At 69.2% G+C, this 23,769-nt stretch carries 7 protein-coding genes and 1 pseudogene; 3 read left to right on the top strand and 5 right to left on the bottom strand.

Translation table 11 applies throughout. From position 1 onward, the window contains the following. Positions 1-390: 390 nt before the first annotated feature. The 5 genes and pseudogenes from IPG72_09190 to IPG72_09210 all read right to left on the bottom strand — a co-directional run bounded on the left by IPG72_09190 (position 391) and on the right by IPG72_09210 (position 17,949). Positions 391-966, bottom strand: a pseudogene (locus IPG72_09190) (DUF11 domain-containing protein). Continuing rightward, positions 893-3,985: a DUF11 domain-containing protein gene (locus IPG72_09195; GenBank protein MBK6769163.1), complete on the bottom strand. Its 3,093-nt coding sequence runs from the start codon at positions 3,983-3,985 to the stop codon at positions 893-895. Before IPG72_09195 ends, IPG72_09190 begins: the two are co-directional and overlap by 74 nt. Next, positions 3,972-9,023, bottom strand: coding sequence for a DUF11 domain-containing protein (locus tag IPG72_09200; protein ID MBK6769164.1), 5,052 nt, complete (start codon positions 9,021-9,023; stop codon positions 3,972-3,974). The genes IPG72_09195 and IPG72_09200 overlap by 14 nt, the downstream gene beginning before the upstream one ends. A gap of 629 nt (positions 9,024-9,652) precedes the next feature. After that, entirely contained in the window at positions 9,653-10,471 is an 819-nt protein-coding gene (locus IPG72_09205; protein ID MBK6769165.1) for a hypothetical protein, read from the bottom strand. Further along, positions 10,420-17,949, bottom strand: coding sequence for a DUF11 domain-containing protein (locus tag IPG72_09210; GenBank protein MBK6769166.1), 7,530 nt, complete (start codon positions 17,947-17,949; stop codon positions 10,420-10,422). Before IPG72_09210 ends, IPG72_09205 begins: the two co-directional genes overlap by 52 nt. Before the next feature lie 591 nt (positions 17,950-18,540). Between IPG72_09210 and IPG72_09215 the strand changes: the two genes are divergently transcribed. The 3 genes from IPG72_09215 (at position 18,541) to IPG72_09225 (ending at position 23,750) form a co-directional block, all read left to right on the top strand. After that, entirely contained in the window at positions 18,541-20,001 is a 1,461-nt protein-coding gene (locus tag IPG72_09215; protein MBK6769167.1) for a hypothetical protein, read from the top strand. Between the two features lie 24 nt (positions 20,002-20,025). Next, positions 20,026-21,354: a hypothetical protein gene (locus IPG72_09220; protein ID MBK6769168.1), complete on the top strand. Its 1,329-nt coding sequence runs from the start codon at positions 20,026-20,028 to the stop codon at positions 21,352-21,354. Between the two features lie 125 nt (positions 21,355-21,479). Further along, positions 21,480-23,750: a VCBS repeat-containing protein gene (locus tag IPG72_09225; GenBank protein ID MBK6769169.1), complete on the top strand. Its 2,271-nt coding sequence runs from the start codon at positions 21,480-21,482 to the stop codon at positions 23,748-23,750. Positions 23,751-23,769: the final 19 nt, after the last annotated feature.

Here is a 23,769-nt window from a genome sequence, read left to right on the forward strand (position 1 = left end):
GCTGGGCTCGAGGACACCGAACGGCGGCACGGGCGGCAGGGCGGGCGGCCACGGCGTGCCCGGGAGCACGTTCGTCTCCGTCGCGCCGTTGGCCAGGCTGCGGCACGTCGCCGGTCGGTCGGAGGTGATGTCGATGAGATCGAACTGTTCGGCCGACTGGAGGACGTCCTTCAGCGCGACGCCTTCGGCGAAGCTCGGTCCGTGGTTGTCGACGATGACGGTGTACGTCAGGATCTGGCCGGCGCGCACGCGGCCCTCGTTGTTGCCGAACTTCGAGATCGACAAGTCGACGACCGACAGGATGTAGTTCTTGGCAAACGCGGCGTTGTTGGCCGCGACGGGATCGCCGAGCGACGTCTCGCTCGAGACGGTGACGTTGTTCGTGATCGTCGTCCCGGCGGGGATGTTCGGCCGGACGAGGGCCCAGATGTCGAAGCTGCGCGACTGCCCGCTGGGCAGGTATCCGATCGCGCACGAGAGGATCTGCGGCACGGCCGGCGCGTTCGTGATCACGCACGGCGGCTGGAGGGTGTCGATCTCATAGATCACCTCCGGCGGCAGCGTGTCCGTCACGACGACGTTCTGCGCGTCCGACGGGCCGTTGTTCGTCACGAGGACGGTGTACTTCACCTGGCGGCCGGCCGCGATCTTCACCGGCTCGACCGTCTTCTGGATGGAAACGTCGGCCTGCGTCTGAACCGGCACGACGATCGTCGTGCTGTTGTTCACGGCGTTGCAGTCGGGCGTCACGCTCTGGACCAGCGCCGTGTTCGACACCGAGCCGGGCGGTGTGTTGGGCCGGACGATGGTGTTGATGAAGATCCGGCGCCCGCCGACCGGCGGCTCGCCGACCGGCACGTCGAACAGCGAGCAGATCACCTGATGTGCGCCCTCACTGTAGGTGCAGAGCTCGCGGTCTCGCAGGTTCTCGATCCGCGCGCCGACGAAGATCACGCCGGCCGGCAACGTGTCGCGGACCGTGACGCTTCGGCTGTTCGACGGGCCGGCGTTCTCGATCACGAGCTCGTAGGTCAGCTCGCGGCCGGCGATGACCGGGCTCGGCGTCGCGATCTTCTGGATCGAGAGGTCGGCGACCTCGCCGACGGTCGTGATATGCGTCACGAAGTTGTCGTCGTAGAACGGGTCGATGTTGTCCGACGAGGCGTAGGCGCTGTTCACGATCAGGTTCGTGCCCGAGCGCCCGACGTAGTCCGCGTTCACCCGCGCCACGATCGTCACCGTGCCGGACGCGCCGGCCACGAGCGAGGCGAAGACGCAGCGGGCCGGGTCGGACGGGTCGCCCGGCGTACCGGCGTGGCACCCTGCGGCCGACGCCGCCGGCCCGACGCCGGCGATCGAGACGATCTCGAGCCCGGCGGGCACGAAGTCGGAGACGACGACGTTCGGGGCGATGCTGCCGCCCGGTTCCCCGAAGGCCGGCGCCTGGTTCGTCACGATGATCGTCCACGTCAGCCGTTCGCCGGCGGTGACGTTGTTCGGAACGCTCGTCGTCGTGGCGCAGACCGTCGGGCTGCGCACGATGCCGACCGACGACTTCGTGATCACGAGATCGGACGTGTCCAGCACGGAGATGCTGTCCACGGCGACGTTGTTCCCGAGCCGCGGGTCGGGCGTGCCGATGCGTCCCGTCACGCCGTCGCGGCTGTAGACGCGCGCCTCGTTGTTGATGTCCTGCGTCTGCGTGGCGCGGGCCGTCACCTGCACGGTCCAGCGGCCGGTGCCGGAAGCCGCTGCCGACGGGCTCGAGCGGCTCGACGAGCGTGCAGCGCAGGATCTGGCCCGACAGCGGCGGCGGCGCCGGAGCGACGGTACAGGCGTCGTTCCGCGCCGGATCGAGCAGCGTGCCGACGAGCGTGAACGCGCCCGACGAGAGGAGCGTGTCGTCGATCGCCAGATCGCGGGCGTGCGAGGGCCCGAGGTTCTCGACGAGGAGGGTGTACGTGAAGATCTCGCCGGCGCGGATGCCATCGTCCGGCTTGCTGATCTTCCAGATCCGGGTGTCCGCCAGGTCGACGAGATGCGTCAGGTGGACCTCGGTGTCGTTCAGGATGTCGGTGTCGTCCTGGTCGGCCGTCACGCCGGCGCGCAGCGTCAGGACGAGCGGCTGGGCGGCGATCAGGCGCGTGTAGTAGGCGTCCGGCTCGACCTCGGTCTGGACCGTGATCGTCTTGCTCCCGCCCGGCGGGATCGAGCCGAACTGGCACGTCAGGAAGCCGACCGGCGCCTCGACGCACTGCGGGACGTTGTTGTCCGTCACGTAGTGGACGTCGACATCGAGCATGAGCGTGAGGACGACGCCGGTGGCGATGCTCGTCCCGTCGTTGCGGACCGTGATGTCGTAGAACAGCCCATTGCCGGCGACGGCCGGGCCGGGCAGGAGCGGCGGGCGCGGCGTCTCGGCGTCCGGGTCGGCGGCGTCGGGTGCGTCCGGGCCTTCGACCGCGTCGGCCGGAGCGGTGTCCCCACCCTCACCGGCGTCGTGGGCGTCGCGCGCCAGCTCGAGCGCCGCGGCGGACTCGGCCGGGTCCGGGTAGATGGCCGCCGGGCGCGAGACGATGATGATGTCGAGGTCGATGTTCGGGACGCCGAGGACGACGGCGTCGCGGTTGTTGTTAAGGTCCTGATCCCCGGTCAACGCCGTCACCGTGGCGATGTTCGTCGCGGACTCGCTGGCCGCCGAGCTGAACGTGGCGTTGATCGTCAGCGTGCGCGACGCGCCGTTGGCCAGCGCTCCGATCGTCCAGACGCCCGAGATCGGGTCGTACGTCCCGCCGGAAGCGGTGTGTGAGACGTACGTCAGGCCGACCGGGAGCCGGTCGCGCGCCGTGACGCCGACGGCGTTCAGCGGCCCGTTGTTCGTCACGACGATCGTGAACGTCACGGGCGTTCCGAAGGCGTACGGACCGGGCGTGACGGTCTTGTCGATCGAAAGGTCCGCGCCGCGAACCGAGACGTCTGCGGTGGCGGTGTCGTTGCTCAGATCGGGGTCGGGCAGGCTGGTCGCGGCGACGGTCGCGACGTTCGTCAGAACCTGGCCGCCCGTACCGCTGAGGACCTGGCCCCGCAGCAGGAGCGTGCGCATCGCGCCGTCCGGCAGGCTGCCGATGTTCCAGATGCCCGAAACGGGGTTGTACGTCGTGCCCGGCGGCGTCGTGGCGCTGACGAAGGCCATGCCGCTCGGCACGCGGTCGCGGATCTGGACGCCTGTCGCGTCGTCCTCGCCGTTGTTCGTGACGGTGATCGTGAACTCGACGGTCTGGCCCTCGTCGGCGATCGGCAGGTCGACGGACTTCGTGACCGCCAGGTCGGCGAAGACGAGGAAGATCGGCACGGACGCCGTGTTGTTGCGCGTGTCGGGGTCGCCGATCATCGGCGAGAGGTCGTCAACCGTCACGGTATTTGTAACGATCGGGTTCGCCGCCGCGACGCCCGGGTTCACGGTGGCGACGATGTCGAGCGTCGCCTCGGCGCCGATGCCGGTGTTCTCGTCGAACGCCAGCGCGCCGACGTTCCAGTCGCCCGTGCCGGGCGTGTAGGTGCCCTGGCTGGCGGTCGAGCTGACGTACGTCAGCTGCGGCGGCAGGACGTCCGTCGCATGCACGTCGATCGCGTCCTTCGGACCGTGGTTCGTGACCGTGATCGTGTAGATCACGGTGTCCCCTTCGTCCGGCGTGTTGTCGTCGACGGTCTTCTCGACCTCGAGATCCGCACCTTGGACCCAGACCGCGACGGTGCCGGTGTTGTTCGACAGGTTCGGGTCGTTCGGGTTGTTCGGCGGGTTGCTGTTGCCGGAGATCGTCGCCCGGTTCGCGATGAAGCCGCGGTAGCGGATGACGTTGTGGCTGCCGCAGCTCGCGACAAAGAGGTCGCCGTCCGGGCCCCACACGAGGCCTGTGGGGTTGATCGGCGCCGGCTCGCCGGGCTCGGTGATGAGGAACTCGCCCAGGAAATCACCGGGCGACATCGGGGAGGCGACCTGCGGGCCCTGGTAGACGAGGACCTGGGAGCTGCCGCTCGAGACGACGTACAGGTTGCCGTCCGGGCCGAACGTGAGGTCGGCCGCGCCGGCCAGCGGTCCGCCGTGCGAGAAGACCTGGACGAACGCGCCCGTGTCCCCGGCGTACTGGAAGATCCCGCTCGGCGTCGAGACGTAGAGGTCGCCGTCCGGGCCCCAGGCGAGACCGCGCGGGGCGATGAGGGACGGCGAGCCGCCGAAGTCGACGAACGGCGGCGGGATCGGGAAGCCGCGCAGGAAGCCGGTGTCGAAGTAGCGCAGGATCTGGTTGCCGATGTTGCTCGAGACGTAGAGCAGGCCGTCGTCCGGTCGAACGCGAGGCCCTCCGGACCCTGCAGGCCCCCGAGCCGAAGAAGCCGGGGACGTACGGCGTGCCCTCGTAGGCGCCCGTCGTTCCGTTGTAGCGCAAGATCTGGTTGTTGTTGTAGCTGGCGACGTACAACCTGCCGTCCGGGCCGAACACGAGGTCGCGCGGCCCGTCGAGCCCGCTCGTCTCGTCGACGAACGTGTCGATGAACGCGCCCGTCGTCCCGTTGTAGCGCAGGACGCGATCCGTGAACTCGCTGGACACGTACAGGTTGCCGTCCGGGCCGAACGTGAGGTAGCGGGCGCAGTTCAGGCCGGGGACGGTCGCGCTGTAGCGGACCTGGGCGAAGACGCCGAAGAACGCCGCATGCCCGTCGAAGCGGACGATCCGGTTGTTGCCGCGGTCGGCCACCAGCGCGTCGCCGTCCGGGAGGAACACGATGTCGCCGGGCACGCTCAGGACGCCGCCGCCGAACGAGGGCAGTGCGGCGCCGGTCAGGAAGTTCCAGCGCTCGACGGCGCCGGGGTGGGTCGTGCCGTACAGGTTGCCGTCCAGACCGTAGAACACATCCTCGATGAAGCCGGCCGGGTTGAAGCCGGCCGGGTCGCTGGCGACGCCCGCCGCGTTGACCCGCAGGATGTTGTTCGGCCCGCGGTTCGCGACGTACAGGTTGCCGTCCGGTGCGTACGCCAGACCGCGCGGGTCGTTCAGCAGCCCGCCGGAGCTGAAGACGCCCAGGAACGCGCCGGTCGCGCCGTCGAAGCGCAGGATGTCATCAGGAAAGAAGAAGTGGTCGCGGGCGACGAAGACGTCGTCCCCGTCGCCGATGGCGAGCCCGAACGCGCCCGGCCCGTCCATCGGGGTGGACCCGACGACCGAGCCCGGGCTGGTCGACGTCGGCCCGTTCAAGACGACGATGGCCGAGTCGATGGTCGTGAACGTGCACGACACGTTCAGCGTCAGGAAGACGAGCTTGCCGTCCGCCGTGATCTCCATGTCGAAGACGTTGTTGATGCTGCCGATGCCGATGCCGCACGCCGCGTTGAGGAGGTTGGCGTCGAAGAACGGCGTGGCCGACTCGGAGCCGGTGGTGGGGTTGTAGCGCCGGATGATCACCTCGTCGTTGTTCGACGGGTCGACGATGGCGGCGTAGAGCTGCTGGTCGAGGAAGCTCATCTTCAGCGCCCGGATGCCGTCGACGCCGGTGTTGTCGAACACGCCCTCGAACGTGCCGCTCACCATCCGGCCGAAGCCGAGGATCTGGTGCGAGTCCGTGCTGGCCACGAGGAGGTTGCCCGAGACCGGATCGATCGCCAGCGCCTCGGGTCCGACCAGCCCGTTCTGGTTGCTGGCGATGATCGGCAGGCCGGGGCCGAGGAACACGAGGTCGAGCTGCAGGACCTGCGACAACCCGCGGTTGGCCACGTAGAGGTAGCGCTGGTCGGGCGAGAGCACGATGCCCGTCGGCCCGGAGAGGCCATCGGTCGCGTCGAACAGCGCGCCCGTGCCGATCTGGGCCGAGGCGACGACGTTGAACACGAGGATCTCGCTCGAGTTCCGGCTCGCGACGTAGAGGTCGGCGATCGTGTCGCCGTTCCGGTCCGGGCCGAATACGATCCCGTCCGGGCCGGAAAGCGTCGAGTTCGGGAACATGCCGAACACGCCCGGGCTCGGGTCGTCCTTGTGCGCCGCGACGACGCCGGTGAAGCCGCCGGCGGTGTTGTAGCGCCGTACCTGGCTGTTCAGCGCGTTCGAGACGTACAAGTTGCCGGCGCCGTCGAAGACGAGCCCGCGCGGCCCGGCGATCCCGTTCGGGAACGGGAACAGCGGGTTCGGGCCGACGAACTCGCCGAGCGGAGCGCCCGTCGTCGCGTCGAATTGCAGCACCTGGTTCGTCTGGTTGCTTGCGACGTACAGGACGCCGGCCCGGATCGCGAGCCCGACCGGACCGCGCAGGCAGCCGAGACCGGGCACGTCGCAGTCCACATCGGGCTGGCGGTCCACGAAGATGTCGACGAACGCGCCGGTGGAGCTGTAGCGGAGGACCTCGTTCGAGTCGTAGCTCGAGACGAGCCAGTTGCCCGTCGCCGGGTCGCGGAGGATGGCGCTCGGGCGGCGCAGCCGGCCGAACGGCGGTGCCGGCGAAGGGTCGCCGTCGGCGATGACGAACTCGCTGTCGAACCGCCCGGGCGTGCGCGCGGTGTTCTGGTCGACCCGCACCGTGATCATCAGCGTTTCCATCTGGGCGATGGCGAGGTTGCCGACCGTCCAGATCCCGGTGACGTTGTTGTAGCTGCCCTGGGTGGCCGTGCTGCTGACGTAGATCAGGCCCGGCGGCAGCTGGTCGAGGACGGTCACGCCGGTGGCGGCGTAGCGACCGTCGTTCTGGACCTTGATCTCGAACGTGATGACCTCGTCCTCGCACGGCATCGGGTTGTCGACGCGCTTGAAGACGACCCGCAGGTCGGCGCCGGCCGGAGGCGGCGCGATGAACTTCACCGCGAGGTCCTCGTGGACGATCGGCGCGCCGATCCCGCCGCCCGGGTTGCAGCCGTAGGTCAGCCCGAGCGTGCCGTTCGGACCGTCCAGCCCGACCGTGGCCGAGCGCCCGCCGCTGCGGTCGCCGCCGGTGGCGATCGCGTTGACGAGCGTCGCGGCGGTCGTCATCACCTGGTTGTTGAACCGGCTGCCGATGTACAGCCGGCCGTCCGGGCCGAACGACAGCATGCGCGGCCCGTCGAGGCCGCCGCTGCCCGTCGGCGCGAACGTGCCGATGAAGGCGCCGGTCGTGCCATGGTAGGCGAGAACCCGATCGTTGGACTGGTTCGTGACGTATAGGTTGTTGTCCAGACCCCCGAAGACGATGCCGGCCGGCTCATCCAGGCCGCCGCTGCCGGCGGCGACGAAGTTGCTGATGAACGCGCCGGTCGTCCCGTTGTAGCGCTTGACCTGGTCCGTCTGGAAGCTCGACACGTACAGGTCCCCGCCCTGGAACACGATCCCGAGCGGGACGTCGAGTCCGCCGCTGCCGGCGGTAACGAAGTTGCCGATGTACGCGCCGGTCGTCCCGTTGTAGCGCTTCACCTCGTCCGTGTTGATGCTCGCGACGAACAGGTCGCCGCCCGTCCCGAACCGCAGGCCGTGCGGGCCGTCCAGGCCGCCGTCCTCGTCGATGACGAGCGTGACCGGATCGTCCTCGACGAACTCGTCGATGAACGCGCCCGTAATGCCGTTGTACTCGATGACCTCGTTGGAGAAGATGCTCGACACGAACAGGTTGCCGTTCGGACCGAACACGAGGTCCTGCGGCCCGTTCAGGCCGCCTGAACCAGCGCTCACGAACACACCGACGAACGCGCCGGTCGTGGCGTTGTAGCGGAGCACCTCGTTCGTGGAGCGGCTCGAGGACGTACAGGAAGCCACCGTTGAAGACAAGCCCTTCCAGGGAACGACGGCAGGGTGGGCGAAAGGAACGTCACGAGGTCGACGTCGAACTCGAGGACGCGGTTCGAGCCGTGGCTGACGACGTACAGGTTGCCGACGCTGTTGAAGCGGATGTAGCGCGGCTCGTTCAGGCCGTTCAGTCCGGGCGCCACGGCGACGTTGAAGAAGCTGCCGTTGCCGCCCGCGTAGCGCAGCACCCGGTCGTTGTTCTCGCTCGCGACGTACAGGTTCCCGTCGGCCGGGCCGAACGCGAGACCGCGCGGACCGTCCAGGCCGCCCGAGCCGCTCGCGACGAACGTCCCCGAGCAACGCGCCGGTCGAGCCGTCGTACCGAGCACCGTGTCGGTGTTGTAGCTGCTCACGTAGAGGTGGCCGTCCGGCCCCGAACACGAGATCGTCCGGGCCGTCAGGCCCGCCGGAGCCCGCGGCGACGAACGTGCTGATGAACGCGCCCGTCGTGCCGTTGTAGCGCAGGATCCGGTCGTTGTTGAAGCTGCTGACGTAGAGGTTGCCGTCCGGCCCGTAGCGCAGGCCGCGCGGCCCGTCCAGCGCGCCGGAGCCCGCGCCGACGAACGTCGCGAGGAAGAAGCCGTCGTTCAGCTGCGTGCCGGGGTGGGCGCCGTTGTAGAGGAGCACGCGGTCCGTGTGGAAGCTGCTGACGAAGACTTCGTCCACCCCGTCCGCCGTCGGGTCGCCCGTTCCGCCGGCCACGCCGTCACCGATCGTCATGCCGGAGGGTCCGTCGAGGCCGGCTTCGCCGCTGCGGATGTGGACGCCCTCGAAGGTGCCGGGCGTCGTGAAGCGCGTCACCTTGTCGCCCGTCTCGCTGCTGACGAGCAGGCGGTTGTCCGGCGACGGGTAGAGGGCGAGCGCGTCCGGCTGCCCGCTGTCGACGTTCAAGTACTCGACCCGGATGTCGCTGCTGCGCTCCAGGATCTGGATCTGGAAGATGACCGTTTCGGCCGCTTCGTTGAAGTGGCTGACCTGTTCCCACTGGGCCACGAACACCCGGTTCGGCGCCGTGCCGAAGGTGTAGGTCAGGATCCGGCCGTTCGTCGCCACGCGCCAGTCGTCCCACAGGCCGAAGATGCTGCCGCCCGCGGGTGCACCGCCGGTCGGGGGGCACGCGTTGGAGAAGCGGTTGTCGGGGCCGCCGAGGCTGATCTGGCCGTTGCCGCAGACGAAGACGCTCGTGTAGACCTGATCGAAGTACGTGAAGCTGAAGTCCGGCAGCACCCCGCCGTTCAGCGCGACCGAGACGCACTCGTCGTCGGTGATCGCCGGCAGCGGCGTGCCGATCGAGCGGATGTCGCGGAAGTCCGAGATCGGCGCCTCCGGGGTTTCCGATCTCGTCGGAGTCCACGTAGCGGTAGTAGCCGTTGCTCGCCAGGCCGCCGCCGATGGCCATCGGCTGCATGCCCTTCCCGGCGTCGCCCATGATGATGGGATCGCTCTTCACGACCGGCGGCGTCAGGTCGATCGCGAACGGCTGGTCGCCCGAGGGGGCCGCCTGCGACACGCCGGGGGCGCCCGCGGCCGGCACTTCGGGCGGCGCGCCCGCCGGCTGCGGCACGTCGGTCGTCCCGCTCTGTGCACGCGCCGCTCCGCCGGCAAAGGCCAGCGCGACCGCGAGCGCGACGCCAAGCGCCTTGGCGATGCGAACGGGTCGGGCTTGGCTCTTCACCAGGCGGATGGTTATTCGCCTGCGCATGGGAGGTTCTCCTTGGGGCGTGCGGCGGTCTCTGACAAGCCCGACCGGCGCCTATCGCTCAGCGAGCGGCTGGAACACCGGCACGCCAGGGCAGTTCGGAGCCGTTTCCGGCTCGAAGTGGTCGAAGATCGGGAAGGCCTCGAATGCCTTGCTCTCATCTCCCGGCACGTCGTTGCCGTTCAGGACACCGCCGATCCGCTCGACGCTCACGGCGCCGAGGCCGACGAGGTTGCGGACGAACCGGCCTTGGCCGTCGGAACACGTCGTGCTCCCAGAAGACGGCGCTGATGACCATCGAGCCCATGTACCGCGGCGGGATCCAGCCGATCGTGTTCAGGTCGAGGTACTCGACCTGCTTCTCGGTCAGCTTCTCGCAGAAGTGGTCGATTCGGCCGTTCTGGTCGTAGAGGTAGATGACGAAGTCGGTGAAGCCGGGCTTCGGCACGAGGTTCGTGATCGCGATCTCGCTCGTGACGCCATTGTAGCCCTTGGCGACGAGCGGGATGGCGAAGACCGCTGCGCCGCTGGCCGTGCCGCCCTTGCCGCTGCCGAGCTGCCAGTCGTAGCTGTAGCACTCCGTCTGGGCGTTATAGGCAATCGCCTCGCGCCGCGCCGTGCGCGCCGGGTCGGCCCACTTCTCGAGCAGGACGACGGACAGGATCTTGGGCGGCTCGACGTTCGGACCGCCGGGCGTGATCCACTCCTGGCTCTCCACGCGCGCCGAACCGACCCACGCGCCGGGCAGGCCGCCGATGACCGGCAGGAAGAACGTCTGGCTGCCGCGCGGGCAGATCCAGTCGACGAGCGTCGTGATGATCCCGCCGGCACGATCCAGGAAGTAGACTTTGACCTTGGCCGCGGTCGTGCCGGAGAGGTTCTGGACCTGGATGGCGGAATCCCAGCCCTGGTACTCGCTGTACGTCAGCGGGGCGTAGTTGATCTGGTTGCCGAAGCTGAAGTCCAGCTCGAACACGTCGGCCGGATAGCCGTTGTAACTCGTGAAGTGGTTGGCGCCGTTCGTGTCGACGACGACCCCCGGAGCGGGACCGTCGAGCGGATCCAGGCGCTGCCGAGCCAGTCCGGTCCGACGACGGTGTTCGGATCGAACGACACCGTTTCGCCGGGCGAGAGCGTGAGGACGTCACCGAGCATCGGGCGCATGCAGTTGTCCTGGCCGTAGAACCAGATCTCCAGGCTCGAGCACAGGGCGCCCGAGTTCTGCATGTGGATCACGGAGTTCAGGCCGCCCTTGTTGGCGAAGACGAGCGGCGCATAGAAGCCGTGGCCGCCGCTCCGCGGGTCGGCCGCGCCTTCGAGGTCGCTGGAGATGCCGATGTACGCGGCGCTGACCTTCTGGTTGGGGTCCGTCACGTCCGGGCACGTGCGGTTGACGACGACGGCCACAGGCTCGCTCAGGTACTTGCCGAAGTCGTACGTTCGCCACAGTCCGCGCATCCGGTAGGCGGCGTCGAACCGGACCCACTCGAGGTCGCGACCGACGACGTACAGGTTGATGTCCTCGCACACGAGCGCCCCGAACGGCACCTTCGTGCCCGGTTGGACCTCGACGGTCTCGGCGCTCATCGCGTAGACGACGGCGCTGCGGCTGCCCGTCGGCACCTGGCCGGCAGCGAACCGCCACGCCGAGCCCGGCCTGAGCAAGCCGCCGCACTCCGCCTTCAGTGGACCGGCCGCCTGCGGCGGGCAGAAGCCCGGATCGCCCCACACGACCATGAGCGGCACGATGCTGCGGTCACCGACGTTCTGTACGGTGACCCAGGTTTCGCATTCGCCGCTGTTGAGCACCGGCAGCTGGAGCCGGAAGTCGACGCCGGCGCACGGAACCTCGATGGTGGCGATGTCCGAGTCCGTCACGTCCGGCAAGCACGTGAGGTCGGTGCGGCCCGAGTTCACGGGGTTGGCCGTGACGGTCACGATGTCCTCGACGATGCCGCACTCGCAGTCGAGGCTCTGATAGGTCACCTGCCGCAGGACGGTCTCGCCCGGCGCGACCGGCACCTTGGGGTCGACGCCGAACTTGATCGTGTCCGTGAAGATCACCGTGGGCATCGTCGTGCGTGTGCGCAGCGTGTCCTCGACGAAGATGTCGTCGAGGTACGTCGTGCCCGTGTTCTTGATCTCGAAGCAGAACGTGACGGGCTGGCCGGTGCGGTTGATCTGCGGCACGTCGCGACCCGGGCACTTGCCGTCGAACGAGACCGTCTTGTTGATCTCGATCGCCGGACACTCGATCTTCGTGTTCTCGAAGTCGAGGTTGTTGTTCGCGTCCGGGTCGATCGTGGGCGTTCGCGGCTCCGTCGGGCTGACGGGCGGCGCACCCTGCGGCGGCCCGGTGATGATCGGCGGCCACCGGACGTCGTTGCGGCGCGTCTCGACGGTGACGACGTTGACGGCGAAGCCGCCGCACAAGGCCGTCTGCCGGACCATCGCCTGTATCGTGATGATCACCTCTTGGCCGGCGTTCAATCGGCCGAGCTCCGGCACGCCGGCATTGTTCACCCCGTTGCCGACCTGGAGCGTGATCCGCCCGTCGTCGCGCACCTCGACGATGCTGCCCGCCGAGATCGTCACGTCCACCTGTGCCGGGTCGACCGCCACGAATGCCTCGGGCAGCCGATCGATGGCGAAGACTTCCGCAGCATCGGATGGACCGTCGTTACGGACGCGGATCGTGTACGTGATCATGCCGCCGCGCGCAACGGGGTCGCACTGCAGGAAGTCGTCGCCGAAGAGGTCCGTCTTGTCGACGGTGAGATCGGCCTCGGCGATGATCCGGGTGCGCTCGGTGTCGCGGTTGTTGCCCAGGCGGAAGTCCGTCGTCGTCGATCGGACGAAGACGGTGTTGCGGGCGATCGCGCCGGGCTCGGAGTTCAACAGGTTGGCGGCGAGCGTGTTGGACGCATCGAGGATGTATCCCGGATCGACGAGCGTGATCAGGTCGAAGCCGTACGTGATGCCGGGCGCCAGCGTACCGAGGCCGCCGCTGAAGATCACCTCATTGTGCGCCCGCAGATTGGCCAGCGTCACGACGTTGGTGACGGCGTTGTAGGTGCAGACCACGGCGTCGTCCGGATCGAGCGGCTCACACCGCACGAAGCGCTCACCCGGCAGGCCGGGCTGCTTGAAGTCCAGCGTGTCCGTCAGGACGACGCTGACGGCCGTCGACGGCCCGGCGTTGCCGAACCGGATCCGGTAACGGTGCTCGAGGCCGGCGATCGCAAGGTCCGGCTCGATCGGCATGTCCAACCGCGGCTCGGCCGGCACGTCCCTCTTCTCGATGAACGACAGCGCACCCGAAGTCGCCGGACCCGGCTCCGGGCCTCCGACGTCCGCCACGGCGCGGACGGTCGTGTTGTTGCAGGCCAGGTTGTTCGGCACGAACGGATCGTCCGTCAGCGGCAGCGTCGGCGCGGGCGGCGGCAGTGCGGGCGGCTGGGCCGGCGGTGTGGCGCCAAGGAAGAGCGACGTGACGCAGTTCTGAATGACGGTGTTGTTCGCCACGGCCTGGTCGACGGCGACGTAGATGTCGAACGTCCGCCGCGCACCGACCGGCATATCGCCGACGGTGCAGTAGAGCGTCGTGCCGCCGACCTCGGTCGGCCGGCAGCTGGCGCCGACGACACGCAGCAGGCGCACGCCCGCCGGCAGCACATCGGACAGCGTGACGTTGGACGAATCGCTCGGACCGTTGTTCTGGACGGCGATCTCGTAGCGCAGCACGAGGCCGGCCGTGACGCTGTTGGGTTGATCGGCCAGGATGAAGCGCTGGTTGGCGACGTCGTAGCCGACAACGTTCTGCCCCATCGCCGTCTTGCTCGTCGACAGGTCGGCATCCGTGTCGACGACGGTCTCGACGTGGGTATGGTTGTTCTGGTTGAACGGGTCGAAGACGTCCGAGCTCACGAACGCATCGTTCTCGAGGACCGACCCTGCGGCGAGCGACGGGTCGACGAGCACGTCGTACTGGATCGTCGCACCGCGGCGAATCGCGAAGTCGACGCCGAGCAGCGTGCCGAGGCCGCACACGAGGCGGTCGGCCGGGTCGCCCGGCGTGCCGGTCTCGCACGTGCCGGCCGGCATGGCCGGCTGGTTGTCGACCGTGACGATGACCGAACCGGGCAGGATCGTCACGCCCGGCGGAAGGCGGTCCGTCACGACGACGTTCTCCGCGTCCGACGGGCCGCCGTTCTGGATCCGCAGCGTGTAGCGGATCCGGCGGCCGGCAGTGGCCAGCGTTGCGGATGTCGTGTAGTTCGGCGCCTGCGGGAAGGCCGGCGCACCGGCGGTGGTGTTGTAGATCAGGCCGGGCTGGCCGGTCACCTGCACCTCGCCCACCGCCGTCTTGACGATCGACAGGTTGGCGACGTCCGTGATCTCGTGCAGGACCTCGGCGTGGTTGTTGTCCGGCTGCGGCTCCTCGGCCGTGGCGGACAGCACGTCGGCGACGTTGCGGATGTCCTGCGCCTGCCGGAATCGGACGCGCATCGTCAGGATCCAGCGGCCGCTGTTCGGCGGGCCGTCGGCGCGCAGGACGGCCAGCTGGGCCTCGTTGCGCGGCGTCGCGAGGATGTCCCCTTGCGTCAACGTGCAGTCCACCTGCAAGCGCTGATTGATCAGCGGGATGCCGGTGGGCTCGAGCACGCCGAAGAACGGCACGGGCGGCAGCGCGGGCGGCCAACCGGTGCCCAGGATGTTGTTCGTTTCGGTGGCGCCGTTCGCCAGGCTGCGGCACGTCGTGGCGCGGTCGGACGTGATGTCGATGAGATCGAACTGCTCACCGCTCTGCAGCACGTCCTTGAGCGACACCGTCTCGGCGAAGCTCGGTCCGAGGTTGTCGACGATGACGGTGTACGTCAGGATCTGCCCGGCGCGCACCTGGCCGTCGTTGTTGCCGAACTTCGTGACCTTGAGGTCGCTCTTCGTCAGCACGAGGTTCCGGCGGGCCGAGACGTTGTTCCGCCCAAGCGTGTAGACATCACTGTTCACGACGCCGGCGATCGGGTTCAGGTCGCGGTCCGGCTCGGTCGGGCTCGTGACGATGGCGACGTTCGTGATCGTCGTACCGCTGAAGATCTCGGGCCGCACGAGCACCCAGATGTCGAACGTGCGCGTCCCGCCGCCGCTGTCGGCAACGTCCCGCGGCGGGTTGCTGCCGCGCGGCTCGATCGTCCCGAGCGGACAGAGGAGCGGCGAAGTGCGCGTGAGGGCGATCTGCCCGCGCATCTCGCCGCCCGGGAAGTCCGTCGAGTGCACGTTCACGTAGAAGCCGGCCGGGTTGGCGATGATCGCCGCGGCCTGCGCCGCCGACAGGAAGAGCTCGCCGACGACCGGATTCGTCGGGCTGAACGGCGGCGGCGGGGGCTGGTTGAAGAGGTTGATGACGACCGGCCCGTTCACGCCTGCTCCACCCGCGTGGATGTGGGCGTCCAACAGGTTGTCGATGTCGTTCACCTGCAGGCTGTAGACCAAGCGGTTCGTCGTCGTGTCGAGGACGAACGTCGCCAGCCCGTTGGCCAGCGATGCGTTCGGCGGCACTTCATTGGCCCCGGCCAGGACGGCGCGGTAGCCGAGCAGGTTGGCCGGCCGGGTGCACATCGGCGCGTTCGTGTCGATCTCGTAGTTCACCTCGTCCGGCAGGACGTCGTAGACCTCGACGTTCTGGGCGTAGGACGGGCCCAGGTTGGTCACGCGGACGGTGTACTTCTTCTGCTCGCCGGCGAAGACCTTGACGGGCGAGCTCGTCTTCTCGATCTCGAGGTCGGCGATGGCGACGATGTTCGTCGTGATCGTCGTCGAGTTCGTGGCGAGGTTGCAGTCCGGCGTAACGCTCGACGTCGCCGTGACGGTGTTCAGGATCGCGCCCGGCGCCGTGTCGGGTTTGACGCGCGTATTGATGAAGATTCGGCGTTGCCCGATGTTGGGCAGTGTGTTCGGCTCAGCCGGGGGGATGTCGAATCCGGAGCAGATCACCTGGTGCGCACCCGTGCTGTACGTGCAGTTCTCGCGGCCCTGCAGGTTCTCGATGCGGGCCGAATGGAAGACGACGCCTGCGGGCAGCGTGTCGCGGATGATCACTTCGCGGGCCGTCGAAGGGCCGTTGTTCTGGACGATGATCTCGTAGCTCAGCGACTCGCCGGCATTCGCCGTCGTCGGCGTCGACGTCTTGCTGACGATCAGGTCGGCGACCTCACCGACCGTCGTGATCTGGTTCACCCAGTTGTTCTGGAGGCTCGGATCGAGGTTGTCCGACGACGCCTGAGCGCTGTTCTGGAGCAGGTTCGTGCCCGAGACGCCGACGTAGTCGTCGTTGACGCGCACGACGATCGTCATCGTCGCCGTCTGGGCGACGGCGAGCGAGCCGTACGTGCAGCGCGTCGGATCGCCCGGATTGCCCGGCGTACCGGCGTGGCAGCCGGCCGCGCCGCTCGGGCCGACGCCGACGACGCTCACGAGCTCGAGGCCGTGCGGCAGGAAGTCCTCGATGACGACGTTCGTCGCGGTGCTGCCGCCGGGCGCGCCGAAGGCGGGCACGAGGTTCGTCACGACCAGGTTGTACGTCAGCTGGAATCCGGCCGTGACCTGACCGGCCGTCGGCGTCGTCAGGGCGCACGTTACCGCACTCCTGACCTGGCCGATCGACGTCTTTGTAAGCGCTAGGTTCGAAGTGTCCAGCACCGAGATGCTGTCCACGGCGTAGTTGTTCGCCAGATCCGGATCGGGCGTTCCCGGGGTGCGCCCGGTGATCGCGTCGACGGTGTAGACGTGGACCTCGTTGTTCACATCCGTCGCCTCGACGGCGCGCGCCTCGATCTGGACCGTCCAGCGCCCGGTGCCGAGGCCGCTGCCGACCGGCTCGAGCGGTTCGCCGAGGATGCAACGGACGATGCGGCCCGTCTGGGGCGGCGGCGCCGGCGCCTGCGTGCAGCTGTCGGCGCGGGTCGGGTCGAGAATCATGTTCACGAGCGTGACGTTGCTGTTGAACAGCACGGTGTCGTCGAAGCGCACTTCGCGGGCCGTGGACGGGCCGAGGTTCTCGATCAAGACGGTGTAGGTGAAGACCTCGCCGGCGCGAATCGTATCGTCCGGCTTGCTGACCTTCCAGACGCGCAGGTCGGCCAAGTCGTCCAGGAACGCGACCTGGACGAAGACGTTGTTCGACGGGTCGGCGTCCACCTGGAAACTAGAGACCCGGACGGTGTTCGTCATCCGCTCGAACCCGTTGGCGACCGCCTCGGGGTCGACGTCGACCTGGATCGTGAACACTTTGGTCTCGCCGCCGTCCAGCGTCCCGAGCTCGCACTCGACGACGCCGCTCCCCGGCGCCGTCTCGGCGCACGCCGGGTCGACGACCGGGCCGCCCATCCCATCGTCCGTCGGCGGCGCGTTGGACGAGATGAAGCGAACCTGCGGCGGCAGCGTGTCGACAACTTCGACGTCCGTCGCGCGGCCGCTGCCGAGGTTCGTGACCGTGATCTCGTAGAACAGCGGCTCGCCGGCGATGGCGGGGTCCGGGAACGAGGTCTTCGTGACCATGAGGTCGACCTCGGGCTCGATCCGCAAGTCGTCCAGGAGCAAGCCGGTGTCGATCCGGAAGTCGTCCTCGCCCTGGTCGCTCACGAGGAACCGCAGCTCGTGGGGGCCGGAGGCCGTGATCAGGTGCTGGAACGTCTCGAAGCCGCTTTGGCCCCACTCGAAGCTGCAGCCGCCGTTGCCCTGGAGAATCCGCACGCCGTCGACCGGGACGTCCGGCAGGGGCGACGGCCCGCCGCCGGGCACGCTGCCCGTGAGGATCGGCACGCCGTCGAGCGTGACGATGAAGAAGTCGTCGAACGGATCGGGGCTCGTCGTGCCGTCCGACTCGGCCGTCAGGAAGTTCCAGTCGAAGCTGAGCGTCGCCGGCACCTGGGTCGGCGAGAGGGTGAACGACTGATACATGATCGCGCGGTCGTTGTCGCTGTTGTCGTCCGGATCGCCGTCCAGGTCGCCGAGGTTGACGTTGCCGCGCTCGCCCGGGCCCGAACAGAGAAACGCCATCCGCGCCCCGTCCGGCGTGACGATGTCCCGACCGTCGTTTACCGGCTCGCGGGTGAACTGCGCGTCCGTGAGCGTCGTCACCGTGCCGAGGCCGTCGTCGATGTCCCAGCCGGCGAGCATGTCCTCGAAGCTGTCGACGTACGGCAGCACGCCGCCGGCATCCAGATCCGCCAGCGGCTTCATCGGCTTGGCGGCTTTGACCGTCGCATCGGACGTCACCGGCACGTCGGACGACGCGCCGGCGGCTCGCGGCGCCTGCGCCGACGCTCCGCCGCCCGAAAGGGCGAGGGTCACGCCGCACACCGCGCCGAGCACCAGCAGCCGCCAGCCGATCCGACGGCGATACGGCTCGGTGGTTCGTGCCAGCGCGCTCGGGATGGGACCGGTGGGGCGCATGGGGTGCTTCTCCTTCGGCCGGGCGCCGCGTCGGGATCGGCGGCTCGGTAGCTGATTCATTCTGTCCCGCCGGGCCGAGATTCGCCCTTGCCGGACCTTGGGAGGGTCCGCGGTGGCAGCACTCGGGCACTGCGGATGCGTGTGCGGTTCGTGAGAGACGGCGGCAACGGCTCGTTCCTGGCTGCCTGCTTCCGGTCCCCGACGGCGTCGCGGCACCAACAGACAGCATGCACCGCGCGCCAATGCGGGTGCCTGCCAATGTAACGGTTCAGCACGTCGGGTGGATACGGCTCACGCGCCCAAGTAGTCCATCGTTCCTTAAGACCCGAATGAGTGGGCGTTGCCTCCTTCGACAGAGCACGACCGCGGCGATGCGCCCCACTGCATGAGCGTGCGCTAAGGGCCAAGAGTAACGGCCGGCGCGCTGGCGCCAATTCGGATCGACGCGTATCCTTCCGCGACCCACGCGCGTTACAGTTGTGCGCGACGGGTAACTGCCGTGGTCGTGTGGCGCGCCCGTCACATGGGTACGGTTCGGCCAGACGGGCCGTCGGTTTTGCGATCCGGTGCGGGTCGCCAGGAGGTGTTGCCGTGCAACGAACGGTCATCGGTGCTGGGCTCCTCGCCACGGCCTTCGCCGCCGGGGTGACGCTGAGCGCCGCGAGCGCGCCGAATGCCCGGGCGGCCCGCGGGGGCCCGTCGACCCAGTCGGCATTACCGGTCGAGCAGGCCGCACCCGCCGCCCCGCCGGCCGAGGACTTGGCGCGCTCCGGCGCCGCCGCCAACGCGCGCCGCCGCTTCGAGGACGCCGCCGACGACTTCAACGCCGACGGGACGCTCACCGCTGAGGCGCTCGCCCAGGTTGCCGGCGAGCGGGCCGAGATCCTGGAGTGGATGGACGATTTCATCGAGGCGCAGGAACTTGTCGCGCCGCAGCCGGACACGGGCAGCGTCGACCGCCTCCGCGACCTGCGGGCGCGGATCGCCGTGATGCCCGACGAGCACCTCCACCGTCTTCGGATCGGCATGGGCGACGACCCGGGCTTCTGGCAGCTCTTCGACATGCTGAAGAGCATCCTGCTGCCGGGCAGCCAGCCCGTGCCGCCGCACTACGTCGACGCGATCGCAGCGTCGTACGACGTGCCGGAGGGCGTGACGTACAGCCGCCGTCCGCAGCGCTATGCGATCGCCCCGGGGCTGATCGGGGGACCGCCGGTGCAGCGACTGCCGGTTGCGCCGGGCGGCTTCCAGCCGGACGCCGTCGTCACGCCCGATGCGACGCAGACCGTGCCCTACCCGCTTCGCACGCCGTTCCCGACGCGCGAGGCGCTGCCTCCTGTGGAGAGCCGGCCGGGCTGCACCGGGGCATACACCGATAACAACATCTGCGAGGAATGCCCCGACGCTGTACCGCTCGGCGCGGTCTTCGCCGCCAAGCTCGCAGCCATCATCGCCGGCGGCCTGAACGACGCGTCGGGCACGTCGTCGCAGGATATCTGCGCGCCGCCGGGTGTTGGCTTCACGGTGCCGAACTTCGTGAAGTACATCTTCATCGGCATCGCGGCCGCGGCCGAAGAGGTGGTCAACGGCCTCGAGGCGGCGAACAAGGTGGCCGAGGACTGCCGCGAGGCCTATGCCCAGGCCGTGGCCAACACGCAGCTCGACGAGACGATCTCTTCCCGCGTCTCGCAGGCGAGCTTCGACCTGCACGCCGACACCGAGATGCGCTTGGCGATCGAGCACAACCTCCTCCGCGGCGCGGACGAGAACATCGGCCTGTTCATCCTGCCGTTTCACCGCTGCGGGAGCTTGATGCCGCAGGCGGACGTCGAGCAGCGCTTCCGGTTCTGCGGCAAGCTCGAGCTCGTCCGAGAGGTCGTCGCCGATGCGATCGACCGGAACAACGCCGCCGGCGGGACGGTCGACGTGAACAACGCCCGGCTCGAACTCGTGGCGGGCGACATGCACTACATGAACAGCCAATGGCGCTCGGCCTACGCGCGCTATCGCGCCGCCTACATCCGCGTCGTCCAGCAGTCGTCGACGCCGTAGGCACGGCGGCAACAGGAGCGTCTGATGCGCATCAACACCGCGCTCACCAAGGTTCTCGGCCCGGTTGTCCTCGCCCTCGCGTTCGCCGCCGGCCTCGGCTACGGCAACGGCGCGAACGCGGCGCTCGGCACGGCGCGGCCCGTCCGCGCTGCGGCGCCGCCGCCCGGCCCGAACGCCGCCGCCCCGCTCTCCTTTCTGGACGACGACGAGCCGGCCGCCGTGCAGGCCCGCCAGCTGGCGATCCTCGAGCAGCTCCCGGAGGAGCAGCGGTGGCGCGAGTACATCGCCCCGTACCTCGCCACCCAGGGCGTGACGGACGCCGCGGTCTCGGCGCAGGACGACGACCCGCCGACACCGGCCGAGCTCGAGGCGTTCCGCGCCACCTATGCGACGTTCGCCGTCGACCTCCAGCGCCTGCTCGACCTCATCCCGCCGGACCGACGGATGGACATCAAGGACCGCGTCGCCGACGCGCAGGCCCTGATCCCGCAGATGACATACGACGAGCTCGCCGCGCTCAAGGAAGGCTTTGCCGACTACCCAGGCTTCTGGTCGGCGCCGACGTGGGCGGCCAACCTCCTCGCGACCAGCGGCCACGTCCAGGTGGGCCAGCTCCCACCGGGCGGCGGTGCGATGCAACCGCAGGCGCTGCCCACCCTCCCGCCGTTCGTCCCGCAGTTCCCGGATTGTAAGGACTATGGCTCGACCCCGATCTGTGACGACTGCCCGGTGGCGCCCGCGGGCGGCTATATTTCGATCGCCGTGCTGAACGCCGTCGCGGTCGCCGCCAAGTACGGTTGCCAGTTCATCCCGCCCGACCTGCTGACGGGCTCGGCCAGCATCCCGAATCCGGTGAACGTCATCTGCGTCGGCGTCCGCGTCGGCCTCGAGATCGCCGCCGCCTCGCTGAACCTGGCCTACGAGCTCGCGAACAACTGCAACGAGGCTGTCTTCTACGGTATCGTCACCACGTACCTCGACACAACGGTCTCGTCGCGGGCGTCGCAGCAAAGCCACGACTTCCACCGCGCCTGGAACCTCCGCACGGACATCGAGGACAACCTGCTCGACCTGCTGGACAAGCGGATTTCGACGTACCAGCTGCCCGCATCCCAGGCCGGCTTCCTCACGGCGACCACGACCGACCTCTCCGTGGACTGGATCGTCGAAGACACGATCAACATGCAGGCCGCGGCGGGCTACGACGTCCGCAACGCGCAGGCCGAGCTGGCCGACGCCCGCATCCTGCTGTCGGGCGGCGACTACAAGAACGCCTTCGCCCGCTACCGCAAGGCCTACCGCGCCGCGGTGCGCGTCGGCCGCGAGCTGCCGGCGGCGACGCCGACGCCGTAGTGCGCCCTGGCGCGCGCATGGGTTCAATCGGGCATCGACGTCGGCACGCTGGGGATGCCGCACGCCCGTGGGCCCGTCCTCTGTCGCGGCGGGTCCGTCCGGGGATCGCACTGACGGTCGCTGCCGTGCTCGGCGTGGCGCACATCGTCGACGCTGAGTTGCCTGTCGCCGCCACCCCGGCCCGCGGGAGCGGCGTGTTCACCCTCTTCGGCTTCCTCAGCGGCCCGACGTCCGCCCGCGACGTCGCACTCGGCGACCTCGACGGCGACGGCGATCTCGACGCCTTCGTCGTGAATTACGGCACGCTCTCGCCCGGCGGCATGCTCGTGGGCGAGCCGGATCGCATGTACCGCAACAATGGTGGGGGTACGTTCGTCGACAGTGGCCAGCGGCTTGGCACCAGCTTCGGCGACGCCGTCGCGCTCGGCGACGTGGACCGCGACGGCGACCTCGACGCGTTCGTGACGAACTTCGGCCACTTCGATGCCACGGGCGCCCTGATCCCGCAGCCCGACGAGATCTGGCTGAACAATGGCGCCGGTGGGTTCAGCGATAGCGGCCAGCGGCTCGGCAACGACCCCGGGCGAGATGTCGCGCTCCGCGACCTCGACGGCGATGGCGACCTCGACGCGTTCGTGGCCAATGGGGCGGACCCGAACGGCGTTCCGCCCGGCCGACCCAACAAGGTGTTCCGCAACAACGGTAGCGGCAGCTTCAGCGACACCGGCCAGCGCCTTGGAGCCGTCGACTCGGCCGCGGTGGCCCTCGGCGACCTAGACGGCGATGGTGACTTCGACGCCGTCGTCGGCAACGATGGTGCGCCCGATGAGGTCTGGCGCAACGGCGGCAACGGCTTCCTCACCGACAGCGGCCAGCGGCTTGCCAACGGCAACACCTGGGATGTCGGCCTGGGCGACTTCGACGGCGACGATGATCTGGATATCTGGTTCGCGATGGCCGCGGTGCAGTCCGGGAGCGGCCCACCCCAGCCGGATCTGGTCTTCCGCAACAACGGCGTTGGCCTCTTCTCTGACTCAGGCCAGCGGCTCGGCGCAGGCACCACCTCCGCCGTACAACTGGTGGATGTCGATGGCGATACGGATCTCGACGCCGTGGCCGGCAACCTTCGCCAACCGACCGAAGTCTGGCTGGGCAACGGCGCCGGCGCCTTTGCCGACAGTGGGCAGCGGTTGGCGCGGGCCGCAACGCTCGGCATCGCGGTTGGCGACGTCGACAGCGACGGCGATCCCGATGCCGTGCTGGCCAACCAGGGCGAGTTCAGCACGATCTGGCGCAACGTCAATGCCATAGGCAGCTCGCCGACGGCCACACGCACGGCATCCAGGACGCCGACGTCGACGGCCACCCGCACGCCCACCGTCACCCCGTCGCCGACGTCGACGGCCACCCGCACGCCCACCGTCACCCCGTCGCCGACGTCGACGTCGACGTCCACCCACACGCCCACCGTTACCTCGTCGACAACATCGACGTCCACCCGCACGCCCACCGCCACCCCGTCGCCAACATCGACGTCGACGTCCACCCGCACGCCCACCGTTACCTCGTCGCCGACGTCCTCCCCAACGCCGATGCCCACCGCCACCCCGACGCGCACGCCGACGCCGACGGTCACCCACACGCCGACGATCACGCTCACCCCGTCACCCGGCCCGTCGCCGACGGCGTCGAACACGCCGACGCCGAGCGCCTCCCCGACGGCCAGCCCGACCCCGACGCGCACCGCGTCACCGACGGCTTCATCGACCCAATCGCCCAGCCCATCCCCGACGCCAACCGTGACCCGCACCCCCAGCCCGTCGCCCACCCCCACTGCCACCCGCACGCCCACGCCCACCGTGACCCAAACGGTCACGCCCGGCCCGTCGCCCACGCCCTCCACCACGCCGACCCCCTCCAACACACCGACGCCCTCCGCAACGCGCACCGCCACGCGGACGCCGACGATCACACCGACGCCCTCGATCACCCCGACCCCGTCCCTCACCCCAACGCCGTCGTCGACGTTCACCCCGTCCCTCACCCCAACCCCGACCCGCACCCGCACCGTCACGCCGACGCGCACGGCCACGCTCCCCCCGACGGCCGGCCCGTCGCCGACGGCCTCCCGTACGCCGACCGCCGCCCCGGACACCGCCACCCCGACGCCCACACCCTCGCCGCCGCACACGGCCAGCGCGACGCCCGAGCCAGCCACGCCGACGATCACGCCGACCGCGCCCGTCGAAGCCACGCCGACCGCGCGGCCGGACGCGACGGCGCCGGCGTCGCCCGAAGCATCGGCCACGGCGACGATTCCGAGCGCAACCTGGCGCATTCACCTACCGATCGCGGCCAAGCACAGCCCGATCGGCGGCCTCGCGTTGCGCCGGTAGGGGCAGGCGTGCCGTGCCC

The organism is Candidatus Avedoeria danica (assembly GCA_016703025.1).
GTDB lineage: Bacteria > Chloroflexota > Anaerolineae > Epilineales > Epilineaceae > Avedoeria > Avedoeria danica.